Source organism: Aestuariivirga sp. (genome assembly GCF_041738905.1).
GTDB lineage: Bacteria > Pseudomonadota > Alphaproteobacteria > Rhizobiales > Aestuariivirgaceae > Aestuariivirga.
This window is the reverse complement of sequence record NZ_JBGSOZ010000146.1, coordinates 34,183-45,369: the sequence shown is the minus strand read 5'-3', so window position 1 is coordinate 45,369 and position 11,187 is coordinate 34,183. Positions and strand designations below refer to the sequence as shown.

Here is an 11,187-nt window from a genome sequence, read left to right as displayed (position 1 = left end):
CCTTCTTGATGAAGGCGCTGCACACCCGGTCGAGTTCCTCGAGCGAGAGCAGATCCTTCTTCGGCAGGAAGGTCATGTCCTCCGCCATGCAATAGACACAGCGGAAGTCGCAGCGGTCCGTCACCGACACGCGGAGGTAGGTCACCTGGCGGCCAAACGGGTCGATCATGGGAGCTTGCTGGGTCATGCGCTATATCTGGCCATATACATCGCCAAGGTCAACCGATCGATTGGGCGGCTTCCAGTTGTTTCCTGTTCGGCAGGAACATGGTGAGCAGCCCGATTGCCGGCAGGAACGAGCAGATGTGATAGACGAAACTGATCGAGGTATAATCGGCAAGCGAGCCCAGCAGGGCAGCACCGATGCCGCCGATGCCGAAGGCAAGCCCGAAGAACAGTCCCGACACCAGACCCACGCGGCCGGGCATCAGCTCCTGCGCATAGACCAGCATGGCGGAGAACGCCGAGGCGAGAATGAATCCGATGGGGATCGACAGTGCCACGGTCCAGAAGTGATTGGCGTAGGGCAGCGCCAGCGTGAACGGCAACGCTCCCAGAACCGAGAACCAGATGACCGCCTTGCGCCCGATCTTGTCGCCGATGGGGCCGCCGAGCAGCGTTCCTGCCGCAAAGGCCGCGAGATAGATGAACAGGTCGATCTGGGCTTCTTCCGGCGAAAGCTGGAACGTTTCGATGAGATAGAACGTGAGGAAGCTGCTCATGCTGGACGTGTAGACGAACTTCGAGAACATCAGGCAGAGCAGGATGGCAAGCGAGGTGACCACGAGCCTGCGGGGCAAGGGCGCGACCGCCACCACCTTGCGGCCACCGCCTGCTGGCGACAGGTGATGTGAATACCAGCTCCCCGCGTAGCTGAGGATGCCGACGGATATCAGCGCGAAACCCGCAAGCCACGCCACGCTGATTTGCCCATGCGGCACCACGATGAAGGCCGCGAGCAACGGTCCGAGCGAAGTGCCCAGGTTGCCGCCCACCTGAAACAGCGACTGCGCGAAGCCGAAGCGCCCGCCGGATGACAGTCGCGCCAGCCGCGATGCCTCCGGGTGGAAGATCGACGAACCGATGCCGATGAGGGCGGCCGCCACCAGCAGCACCGCATAGCTTGTGGCAAGCCCCACCAGGACGAGGCCCGCGAGCGTCAACGCGGGCGCAAAGGGAAGGGAATAGGGCAACGGCTTGCGGTCGGTATAAAGCCCGATCATTGGCTGGAGGACGGACGCGGTGGCCTGGAACGTGAGCGTGATGAGGCCCACCTGGGTGAATGTCAGGCCGTGCAGGTCGCGCAAAATCGGATAGATCGACAGCAGCACGGCCTGCAGCGTGTCGTTGATGAGGTGGCCGCCGGTGACGGCAAATAGCACTGCGTAGGTGGCAGCCTGTGCCCGTGCGGGCGTGGCAAGGGTGGTGGACATGGCGTTCCCGGCTTTCGCGATCCGTTCCAGATAGTCGGGCTTGCCGCGCAAGGCCAGTGTTGTCATTGCAGGAAGGCCATGCGCCAAAGGGCAAGCCTGACCGAAGCCTGACCGGAATTGTGTTTCAGGTCACTGCCATAAGTCGATGGCGGTGTTAACCGGCACCCGCTCCCACGAACCGGAGTGAAGAGACGCACGAAGGACAGGACGGCATGAAGTATTTTCACACACTGATGATCGCCGCAGCGAGCCTGGTGGCATTCTCGACAACCGCTAAGGCTTCGGGCGGACTGTGGTGCACGATTGATGACGCCAACCTGAAGATGACGGTCGAAAGCGGCGTCACGCGTGGCATGGGCGGCCCACTGTTCAATTTCAGGGCCTCGGCTGAAGTTCTCGCCGGCAACGTTGCGCCGGACTTTCGCAAGAACGTGCTCGATGACAAGCTGGTGCACAGCTGGCTCGAAGGAGGAGACACGCGGCTGCTGTTCTATGCCGAGCGCGAGGGCGACAAGCCCCATGGCTATGTCAGCATCACCATCAAGACGCTGGCCGATCCGGAAGACGACGAGGTCGAGGCGAAAGGGACTTACGAACTCACATACTTCGAGGCTGAGCGCCAAAAAGGCGACGATACGGGCTACGTGACGCTCAAGGGCGAGGCGAGTTGCGGCGGCGAGTGACGGCTCAGGACTTCGCGGTATCGAGCAGCCACGACTTGAAGATGTCGATGGCATCGCTGCGCTGGCCGCTGCCGTGGGCGGCTTCGATGATGCAATATGCATAATCGAGCTTGATGGCCGTATCGAACAACTGGACGAGCCGTCCGCTGTCGAGATCGTCCGCAATGAGCGAGCGCGGGCAGAGCGCGATTCCTTGTCCGGCAAGCGCCGAGGCGCGGAGCAGGTTGAAGTCCTGGAAGATCGGGCCGGGTGCAGCACCCGCATGCTTCAGGCCCGCGTGCCGCATCCAGTTCTGCCAGTCGAGCCGGTCGGTGTCATGCAGCAGCGGCTTCCCGAGTATGGACTGCGGAACGTCGAACGGGCCTTCCCTTTCGAGGTAGCCGGGATTGCACACGGGCACCGTGTTGCCGGGCAGCAGCCTGGTGCTGCGGCATCCTTCCCATTCGCCAGGCCCCCACAGGATGGCGATGTCGCATTCCTCGAAGTCGATCTTCTTGTCGGCGAAGGCATAGATCACCTTGACCGAGACTTCCGGATGATCGGCAAAGAATACGGAAAGACGAGGTATGAGCCAAATTGTTGCAATGGACGGCAGCGCCGCGATGGTTAGCGCCGGCCCGGTCTCGCTCTGCGACAGCCTGCGGCAGGCGGCCGCCATGATGTCGAAGGCCTCAGCCAGAGAGCGCGCCAGTTCCTGCCCCTTGGGCGTCGGTATCGTCTGGCGGCCGAGCCTGTCAAACAGCGACAATCCGAACCATTGTTCGAGCTGGCGCACCTGGTGGCTCACCGCCGACTGCGTGACGTTCAGTTCCTCGGCAGCGCGGGAAAAACTGCCCGACCGGGCGGCGGCTTCAAAGCAGCGCAATGCGTTGAGAGAGGGCAGGCGGGACACGGCTTCTCGCTTCATGAGAAATATTCATACAGTATGTGAGGGATCGTCTTTTGACACAAGCCCTCTTCCCGCAGAAGAAAACGCACGTTCCCTTTCATCCCGGAGATCTGCCCAGCCATGTCCGCTCTCGACCGCCCCGCCATCGTCGACTACCGCAACAACGGCAAGAAGCCGAAGCCCACCTTCTCTGCCGCCGAAATGCAGCGCCGCCAGGATGCCATCCGCGGATGGATGGCAAGCTCTAAAGTCGATGCCTGCCTGTTCACCAGCTATCACAACATCAACTACCTCTCGGATTTCCTGTACTGCTACTTCGGCCGCAAGTACGGCCTCGTCATCACCCAGAAGAAGACGACCTCGGTGACGGCGGCGATCGACGGCGGCCAGCCGGCGCGCCGCACCTTCGGCGACAACGTGACCTACACCGACTGGTCGAAGGAGAATTACTTCCTCGCTGTGAAGGATCTCGTGAAGGGTGCAAAGCGCATCGGCATCGAATTCGATCACGTGAACCTCGATTTCCGCCAGCAGCTCGCTGACGCGTTTCCGGGCGTCGAGTTCGTCGATGCCGCCGCGCCCTCGATGCGCTTCCGCATGATCAAGAGCGCGGAAGAAATCAAGCACATCACCAAGATGACGCGCATCGCCGACTTGGGCGGTGCCGCTGTGGTCGAAGCCATCGCCGTGGGCGTGCCCGAGCACGAGGTGGCGCTGCATTCGACACAAGCCATGGTGCGCGAGATCGCAAAGGTGTGGCCCAACGGCGAGTTGCTCGATACGTGGACCTGGTTCCAGTCGGGCGTCAACACCGATGGCGCGCATAACCCGGTCACCTCGCGCAAGATCAGGCGCGGCGACATCCTCAGCCTCAACTGCTTCCCCATGGTCGCGGGCTATTACGTGGCGCTCGAGCGCACGCTGTTCGCGGAGACCGCGTCCAAGGAACACATCAAGCTGTGGGAGATCAATTGCCACGTCCATGACGAGGGCAAGAAACTGCTGGTGCCGGGTGCCAAGTGCTCCGACGTCGCCAAAGCCCTGAATGAAATCTACGCCAGCCACGACCTGCTGAAGTACCGCACCTTCGGCTATGGCCACTCCTTCGGCGTGCTCTGTCATTACTATGGCCGCGAAGGCGGCCTGGAACTTCGCGAGGATTGCGACACCGTGCTGGAGCCCGGCATGGTTGTCTCGATGGAACCGATGATCATGATTCCCGAAGGCCAGAAGGGTGCGGGCGGCTATCGCGAGCACGATATTCTGGTCATTACCGAAAAGGGCAATCGCAACATCACCGGCTTCCCCTACGGGCCTGAGCACCTGATCGTGCAGGCCGGAAAGGGCCGAGCATCGAAGAAATCTGCAAAAAAGGCGCCTGCGAAGAAAGCCGCCAAGTCGGCGGCCGGAAAGAAGGCCGCCAAGAAGCGCTGAGCCAGGACAAGCTGTTGTGATGGGCCGCGCGCATGTGGGACTTGCATCCCGATGCGCGCGGCCTATGATCTTCTGCCAGCAGCCAAAAACAAGATTTCAGGGTGAGGAAACAGGGGAATGGCCAAGGACATCCCGGCAAGCGACGCGATGGTTCGCTTTGTCAACGTGCAGAAGAGCTATGATGGCGAGACTCTCGTCGTCAAGAATCTGAATCTCGACATTGCCAAGGGCGAATTCCTCACCATGCTCGGGCCGTCGGGCTCCGGCAAGACCACCACCCTGATGATGCTCGCGGGCTTCGAGCCTGCCACACATGGCGAGATTTTCCTCAAGAACAGCCCGATCAACAATGTGCCGCCGCACAAGCGCGGCATTGGCATGGTGTTCCAGAACTACGCGCTGTTTCCGCACATGACGATCAACGAGAATCTCGCATTCCCGCTTCAGGTGCGGAACGTCGGCAAGGCCGAGGTCGAGGACCGCGTGGCGAAGATCCTGAAGATGGTGGAACTGCCGCAGATGGGCAATCGCCGTCCCGGCCAGCTCTCCGGCGGCCAGCAGCAGCGCATCGCCGTGGCCCGCGCACTGGTGTTCGAGCCCGACCTTGTGTTGATGGACGAACCATTGGGCGCTCTCGACAAGCAGTTGCGCGAGCAGATGCAGTACGAGATCAAGCACATCCACGACCGTCTCGGCGTCACCATCGTCTACGTGACGCATGACCAGTCGGAAGCCCTCACCATGTCGAACCGCATCGCCGTGTTCAACGATGGCGTAGTGCAGCAACTCTCCACACCAGCCGAACTTTATGAGCGCCCGGTCAATTCCTTCGTGGCGCAGTTCATCGGCGAGAACAACAAGCTGAAGGGCACTGTCGCCGAGATCGGCACCGACAATGTCGCGACTGTCAAGCTCGAGACGGGCGAACTGGTCAAGGCGCTGGCCGTCAACGCCAAGGAGAAGGGCGGCCGCACGCTGCTTTCGATCCGCCCCGAGCGCGTCGAGATCAACCCGACTGCCAATTCGGCCGACGTCATCCTCAGTGGCCGCATCGCCGAACTCATCTATCTGGGCGATCACATCCGGGCGCGGCTCGAAGTGGCGGGCCATACCGATTTCATCGTGAAGGTACCGAACAAGGGCGCCAGCACCGATGTGGCCGAGGGCCGTGAGGTGACTGTAGGCTGGAAGGCTGCCGATTGCCGCGCGCTCGACTTCGCCGAGTTCCGGCACTGAGGCCCGGGCCATGCACGCCGGCCGCGCCTTCAAGGTTGTCGCGAGCTGGCTGGCGGGCCTGATCCTTTCGTTTTGTCTGCTGCTGCCGCTGCCGGCGGGCCGCGCCCAGGATTTTGACGTCGACCTGGCCTTGATTCTCGCGGTCGATTGCTCCTTCAGCGTCGATAGCCAGGAATTCCGGCTGCAGATGGAAGGCCTGGGGAAAGCCTTCATGCGGCCCGAGGTGAAACAGGCCATCGCACAGGGCCAGCGCCAGCGGATAGCGGTGGCAGTGGTGCAATGGTCCGATGAGCCGAACCAGAAGGCCGTTCTGCCCTGGACCATCGTGTCGGGTGCGGCCGATGCGGATGAACTCGGCCAGATCCTGATGTCGATGACGCGCGACCTTGCCGAGGGCGGCACCTCGATCTCGACGGCACTCACTTATTCGGCCGCACTCTTTGCCGCAGCGCCCTCCGCCGAACGCCGCGTGATCGATGTCTCGTCTGATGGCCGCAACAACAGCGGTCTTCCGGTGAAACCCGTGCGAGACCGATTGGTGGCAAACGGCATCACCATCAACGGCCTCACAATCCTCAACGAATGGCCCACGCTCGATACCTATTTCGAGAACAATGTTGTGGGCGGCACGGGCCACTTCGTCATTCCGGCCAATGACTACGAGGCCTTTGGCGAGGCCATCTACCGCAAGCTGCTGCGCGAGATCACCGGCCCCGGAATCTCCTGATCCTGCCGCGAAGGGTGAGAAAGCCTCACGGCTTGACCGTGCCCGGTCGGCCACTTATCCGAAGCGTGAATCGATCTTGCGGAACATCACCATGAACAGCTTTACCCTGAGCCACATTCCGGAAATCCTGTTTGGCGCAGGCCGCCTCGCCGATGTCGCGGCAAAGGCCAAGGCGCTGGGCGGCAGCGGGGCGACGGTGCTGATGGTTGCGGACCCGGCGTTGAAGGCGCTGGGCATCACCGGGCTGGCGCTCGACATTCTCGGCAAGGCGGGTTTCGAGACCGTCGTCTATGATGGCCTGAATGGCGAGCCGAGGCAGGCCGATATCGACACGGCGGCGGATATGGCGCGGGCGAGCGGCGCCAAGGTCATCGTGGGGCTCGGCGGCGGTTCCGCGCTCGATACGGCGAAGCTCGTCGCGGCCTGTGCGGTCTCGGGCTTCAAGGCCGCCGCCTATGCACTTTGCGCCACGCCGCTTCCGAAGAAGCGGCTTCCCATCATCGCCATCCCGACGACAGCCGGCACCGGCTCGGAAGTCACGCGCGTCTCGGTCTATGCCGATGACAACAAGGTGAAGGTCTGGGCCTGGGGCGAGGAACTGAAACCCGACGTGGCGATCCTTGATCCGGAATTGACTGTCGGCGTGCCGCCGCACATCACCGCCGCCACCGGGCTCGACGCGCTGGTTCATGCGATCGAAGCCAGCACCAACAAGCACCGCCATGACGGCAACGATCTCTACTGCCATCAGGCGATCCGCCTCATCTCCGCCAATCTGGAGAAGGCGGTGAAACGTCCAGACGACATCGAGGCGCGCGGCGCCATGCTGCTCGGTTCCTGCTACGGCGGCATTGGCATCGACAATTGCGGTACGGCCTTGGCGCACAATATTTCCCATGCCGTGGCGGACCTTGCCCCCATTCCGCATGGCCGCGCCACGGGCCTCGCCATGCTGGCGACGATGGACTGGGTGGCGGAAGGAAACCGGGCGGCCTTCGCCCGGGTGGCAGAGGCGATGGGCGCCGGCGATGCCGTGAAGGCCTATGAGCGGCTGGTGCGCGCGACCGGCATCAAGGTATCGCTCGAAGGCGATGGCCTCGACCTCGGCAACCCGGCACTTCTCGCGGCGCACATGGCGTCTCCGGCCAACAACCCCATGCGGAAGTCCACAACGCGTTACCCCAACGACAAGGAACTCGTGATGCTGGCCGAACGCTTCCTGACCCTGGCCTGACGATGAGCGATCCTGTCCGTCAGCTGATCGACGCCTGCGAGGACTATCTGCGGGCGTTCGACATGGATGGCGCCCGCGAGGTCGTCGATGGTATCGCGCGCAGTAAGGGTAATATTGCGGGACCGCTGCCGCCGCAACCCATGCCGCTCTGCGGCTGGCTGGATGAAGCGCTTCAATCCATCACGGAGGCGGAAGGCCTGAAGCGCGCCATCGGTCTGGCCCGCCCCGATCTGCGCTGGATCACCTATGACGCCTATGACGACACGATTGGCTCACGATTTCCCGTGGCCCATGCGTTTGCTTCCCTCATCGGCAGGGAAGGGCATGTGCTGGCCGACGATTTCGAGCTGGGCCTGTTCCTCATCACGCCCGGGACGCTCTACCGTGACCACCACCATGCAGCGCCCGAGCTCTACGCTCCGGTCACAGGTCCGCACCGCTGGCGCTTCGGAACGGATGGCCCCTGGATCGAGACGCCCGCGCATGTGCTGGTCTGGAACCCGTCCTGGGCCGTTCACGCCACACTTGTGACGGATGTGCCATTCCTCTGTCTTTTCGGCTGGACAAAGGATGTTCACTATCCCGCAAAAGTAGTGTCCGCTTCCGATTGGGCCGTGATAGAAGCGGGCCTGTGAATCAGGACCTTTTCGACTCCGTGCGCTGGATGATCGGCGCCATTGCCCGCGGTCTCAATGCCCGTCACGGCGAAGGTGTTTCCACTGTTCTGGAACGCCTGGCGGAGCAGCCGTTGGGCGAGGCTTTCTTCCGCGAACCTGACCCCGCGACGCTGCCTGTGCTGCGCCACCTGCCGCAATGCATCGGCGAGACCATGCTGCTTGACAGCGATCTGGCCGCCGCCATCGCCGCCACGGAGGACGGCTTGCGCTGGCGGCAGTCGTCCACCTACAGCGATGCCGTTCTGGGAGAGGGGTTTGCCGACAATTACGGCTGGGCCGAGATCATTGGCCCCAACGGTTTCTTCGCGGGCGATGACGTCCTGCTGGGACTGCTGATGCTCGGGCCGGACCGGCACTATCGCGACCACTACCATCCCGCACCCGAACTCTATTGGCCGCTCACCTCGGGTTCATTGTGGAGCAGGGACAGCGGACCGTTTGAAGAAAAGCCGCAAGGCTCAACGATCTGGCATCCTCCCATGACCATGCACGCGACGAAGACCGGCGGCGCGCCGCTTCTGGCCGTGTGGTGCTGGACAAGGGATGTGGGAACGCCCGCGAAACTCGCCTCATGATGATGGTCTTGCGGATGGCGGTGGTGTTCGCCGCCGTGGTCTATGCCGGCATTACGCTCTACATGTACCTGCAGCAGCGCAGCCTCCAGTATCATCCCTCCAACAGGGGATTGATGCCGGAGAGCGAAGGCCTCTCGGGCGTCACGATCGAGAAGATCGCAACGCCCGATGGCGAGACCATCGTCGCGTGGTTTGCAGAGGCCAGCGAGGGGATGCCCACGATCCTGTTCTTCCACGGCAACGGCGGCGAGGTGGGTGGCCGCGCGGACCGTCTGGCCTACTATCAGTCGCAAGGGTTCGGTGCGCTGTTCGTCTCCTACCGTGGCTATGGCGCAAGCACCGGCTCAATCTCGGAAGCGGGACTGATCACGGATGCGCTGAGCGCGTATGACTTCCTCATCAAGTGGAACATTCCTGCAGAGCGGATCGCGGTCGTGGGCGAGTCGCTCGGCACCGGCGTCGCCGTTCAGCTTGCAGCACAGCGCGCCGTGGGCGCGCTGGCGCTCGAAGCGCCCTACACGGCGACCGTGGACATTGGAGCCGAGATCTACTGGTGGCTGCCGGTGCGCCTGCTGATGAAGGACACGTTCAAGTCACGGGACTTCATCGGCAAGGTGAAGGTGCCGCTGCTGGTGCAGCATGGCGATGCCGATACGCTGATCCCGGTCGACAATGGCCGCCGTCTCTTTGCCATGGCGAATGAGCCGAAGGAACTCGTGGTCATTCCGGGCGGCAGGCACGAGGTGATCCAGGAAGAGCGCATCTGGCGGCGCGAGGCAGACTTCTTCCGCCAGCACATTCCCGCTCAATAGCCAGGTGGCGGGATGAAGCCGCCGTATTCCTTTTCGAGAAGTTCGGCGAAACGGATCGACGTGTAGTCGCAATACTGCCGCGTTATGATCTGGACGCCTGCGGGAAGGCCCTGTGCCGTCAAGCCCATGGGCGCTATGGTGGAGGGGAGCAGGAACGCCCCCGAATAGCCCGCCCAGAACAATTGATCCGTGGTCGGAACACATTTGCCATTGACCTCGATGGTTCGCTCGTGGCGCTCGCCCTTCTGGTCATGCGGGAATGCGGCCGATGCCGCCGCGGGGCACAGCATCACGTCCCAGTCCTCGAAGAACCGGTCCCACAACAGGCGCATCTGGTGGCGGCGCTCGTTGTAGCGGAGCCAGTCACGGTGCGGCAGCACATAGGCCCGCAGCATCTTGGTCAGATAGCTGTCGTCGAGAGGGTCGGAGGCTGCGACCTTGGCGAAGTTGGCGGCATAGTCCGCATCCGTCTGCCTGCGGCTGGTGGCCGAGCGCAGAAGTGCTATGTAAACGTCCATCGCTTCCTTCGATGAGAATTCCGGCCGCGCGGTAGTCGAGAGCTTTTTCACGCGCTTGCCGAGGAACGTGGTGAGCTTGCCGAGCAGGTCCTGCACCGGCAGGTCGACTTCCGACTGCTCGTCGGTCACCATCACCGCCACGCGGAAGTCCTTCAGCGATTTCTGCTTCGCCTGCGGAAGGGAAAGCGTATAGCCGCGCGCCTCCGTGCCATCCGCCCCCGCCAGCACCTTCATCATGCCCGCAAGGTCCCGCGCCGAGCGCGCGAGAGGGCCGGCGACGGTGATGTCCCCTGTCTGGACCACGCCGGGCAGCAGATGGCCGCGGTAGGGCACCACGCCATAGGTGGGCTTGTGACCGTACACACCGCAGTAATGCGCCGGATTGCGGATCGAGGCACCGATGTCGGAACCGATTTCGAGCGCCGACATGCCGGTGGCGAGCGCCACGGCGGAGCCTCCCGACGATCCTCCGGGAGCGCGCGTCACATCCCAGGGGTTGCTTGTGGTGCCGTAGATGGCATTGAAACTCTGCCAGTCAGCCAGCATCAGCGGCACATTGGTCTTGCCATACATGACAGCGCCCGCCTCCGCGAGGCGCGTGATGGCGACCGCATCGGTCGATGCAATGTTGTCCTTGAAGCGCGGATCGCCCCAGGTGGAGGGCGTGCCCGTCCAGTCGAAGCTCTCCTTCGACGTCATCGGCACACCATCGAAGGGGCCGATGGGCTTTCCCTTTTTCAGGCGGCGGTCAGAGGCCTGCGCCTGCTTCTTCGCCCGCTCGATGTCGGTGACGACAACCGCGTTCAGAACGCCATTGTGCCTTGCATGCTGGTCGAGGCACTCCTCCAGCAGGGCAGAAGCCGTCACCTTGCCGATGCGAAGCAGGCGGGCGAGTTCGGTCGCGGAACGGAAATGCAGGGGAAGGCTGGCCATAGGAAACTCCTGATCTGCTGCAAGCCTAGCCCAGCG

11 protein-coding genes and 1 pseudogene are annotated in these 11,187 nt (G+C 62.8%); 8 read left to right on the top strand and 4 right to left on the bottom strand.

Annotated elements, in window-relative coordinates; translation table 11 throughout:
- Both ACEW8Q_RS13615 and ACEW8Q_RS13610 read right to left on the bottom strand, forming a co-directional pair.
- Positions 1 to 187 (bottom strand): annotated as a pseudogene (locus ACEW8Q_RS13615) (GTP 3',8-cyclase MoaA); the annotation flags it as partial.
- Between the two features lie 31 nt (positions 188 to 218).
- Positions 219 to 1,433, bottom strand: coding sequence for an MFS transporter (locus ACEW8Q_RS13610; protein WP_373504602.1), 1,215 nt, complete (start codon positions 1,431 to 1,433; stop codon positions 219 to 221).
- A 212-nt stretch (positions 1,434 to 1,645) separates the two neighbouring features.
- Between ACEW8Q_RS13610 and ACEW8Q_RS13605 the strand changes: the two genes are divergently transcribed.
- Positions 1,646 to 2,116 (top strand): hypothetical protein, encoded by a 471-nt coding sequence (locus ACEW8Q_RS13605; RefSeq protein WP_373504601.1) that lies wholly within the window; start codon positions 1,646 to 1,648, stop codon positions 2,114 to 2,116.
- 4 nt (positions 2,117 to 2,120) lie between these two features.
- Here the strand turns inward: ACEW8Q_RS13605 and ACEW8Q_RS13600 are convergent, their stop codons facing one another.
- Entirely contained in the window at positions 2,121 to 3,023 is a 903-nt protein-coding gene (locus tag ACEW8Q_RS13600; RefSeq protein WP_373504600.1) for a LysR substrate-binding domain-containing protein, read from the bottom strand.
- A gap of 102 nt (positions 3,024 to 3,125) precedes the next feature.
- Here ACEW8Q_RS13600 and ACEW8Q_RS13595 point away from each other — a divergent pair, with 102 nt between their 5' ends.
- The 7 genes from ACEW8Q_RS13595 to ACEW8Q_RS13565 all read left to right on the top strand — a co-directional run bounded on the left by ACEW8Q_RS13595 (position 3,126) and on the right by ACEW8Q_RS13565 (position 9,700).
- Entirely contained in the window at positions 3,126 to 4,439 is a 1,314-nt protein-coding gene (locus tag ACEW8Q_RS13595; protein WP_373504599.1) for an aminopeptidase P family protein, read from the top strand.
- A gap of 117 nt (positions 4,440 to 4,556) precedes the next feature.
- Positions 4,557 to 5,675 carry an ABC transporter ATP-binding protein gene (locus ACEW8Q_RS13590; RefSeq protein WP_373504598.1) on the top strand — a complete coding sequence of 373 codons (1,119 nt, stop codon included), beginning with the start codon at positions 4,557 to 4,559 and terminating at the stop codon, positions 5,673 to 5,675.
- A 10-nt stretch (positions 5,676 to 5,685) separates the two neighbouring features.
- Complete coding sequence (locus ACEW8Q_RS13585; RefSeq protein WP_373504597.1) at positions 5,686 to 6,402, top strand: DUF1194 domain-containing protein; 717 nt, start codon at positions 5,686 to 5,688, stop codon at positions 6,400 to 6,402.
- 91 nt (positions 6,403 to 6,493) lie between these two features.
- A complete protein-coding gene (locus ACEW8Q_RS13580; protein ID WP_373504596.1) occupies positions 6,494 to 7,636 on the top strand; it encodes an iron-containing alcohol dehydrogenase in 1,143 nt (380 codons plus the stop codon).
- Between the two features lie 2 nt (positions 7,637 to 7,638).
- Positions 7,639 to 8,271 carry a dimethylsulfonioproprionate lyase family protein gene (locus ACEW8Q_RS13575; protein ID WP_373504595.1) on the top strand — a complete coding sequence of 211 codons (633 nt, stop codon included), beginning with the start codon at positions 7,639 to 7,641 and terminating at the stop codon, positions 8,269 to 8,271.
- On the top strand, positions 8,268 to 8,888 hold the full coding sequence (locus tag ACEW8Q_RS13570; RefSeq protein WP_373504594.1) for a dimethylsulfonioproprionate lyase family protein: 621 nt from the start codon (positions 8,268 to 8,270) through the stop codon (positions 8,886 to 8,888). The genes ACEW8Q_RS13575 and ACEW8Q_RS13570 overlap by 4 nt, the downstream gene beginning before the upstream one ends.
- Positions 8,885 to 9,700, top strand: a complete 816-nt coding sequence (locus ACEW8Q_RS13565; RefSeq protein WP_373504593.1) for an alpha/beta hydrolase — start codon at positions 8,885 to 8,887, stop codon at positions 9,698 to 9,700. The genes ACEW8Q_RS13570 and ACEW8Q_RS13565 overlap by 4 nt, the downstream gene beginning before the upstream one ends.
- On the opposite strand, the gene ACEW8Q_RS13560 is transcribed toward ACEW8Q_RS13565, so the two are convergent.
- The gene (locus ACEW8Q_RS13560) at positions 9,694 to 11,151 is read right to left on the bottom strand and encodes an amidase (protein WP_373504592.1); all 1,458 of its coding nucleotides are present in this window, start codon (positions 11,149 to 11,151) and stop codon (positions 9,694 to 9,696) included. The genes ACEW8Q_RS13565 and ACEW8Q_RS13560 overlap by 7 nt on opposite strands.
- Positions 11,152 to 11,187 lie beyond the last annotated feature (36 nt).

Bases quoted from the DNA above. Each gene is read 5' to 3' on its own strand.
- ACEW8Q_RS13610 (WP_373504602.1), bottom strand. From the start codon at position 1,433: ATGTCCACCACCCTTGCCACGCCCGCACGGGCACAGGCTGCCACCTAC.
- ACEW8Q_RS13605 (WP_373504601.1), top strand. From the start codon at position 1,646: ATGAAGTATTTTCACACACTGATGATCGCCGCAGCGAGCCTGGTGGCA.
- ACEW8Q_RS13600 (WP_373504600.1), bottom strand. From the start codon at position 3,023: ATGAAGCGAGAAGCCGTGTCCCGCCTGCCCTCTCTCAACGCATTGCGC.
- ACEW8Q_RS13595 (WP_373504599.1), top strand. From the start codon at position 3,126: ATGTCCGCTCTCGACCGCCCCGCCATCGTCGACTACCGCAACAACGGC.
- ACEW8Q_RS13590 (WP_373504598.1), top strand. From the start codon at position 4,557: ATGGCCAAGGACATCCCGGCAAGCGACGCGATGGTTCGCTTTGTCAAC.
- ACEW8Q_RS13585 (WP_373504597.1), top strand. From the start codon at position 5,686: ATGCACGCCGGCCGCGCCTTCAAGGTTGTCGCGAGCTGGCTGGCGGGC.
- ACEW8Q_RS13580 (WP_373504596.1), top strand. From the start codon at position 6,494: ATGAACAGCTTTACCCTGAGCCACATTCCGGAAATCCTGTTTGGCGCA.
- ACEW8Q_RS13575 (WP_373504595.1), top strand. From the start codon at position 7,639: ATGAGCGATCCTGTCCGTCAGCTGATCGACGCCTGCGAGGACTATCTG.
- ACEW8Q_RS13565 (WP_373504593.1), top strand. From the start codon at position 8,885: ATGATGATGGTCTTGCGGATGGCGGTGGTGTTCGCCGCCGTGGTCTAT.
- ACEW8Q_RS13560 (WP_373504592.1), bottom strand. From the start codon at position 11,151: ATGGCCAGCCTTCCCCTGCATTTCCGTTCCGCGACCGAACTCGCCCGC.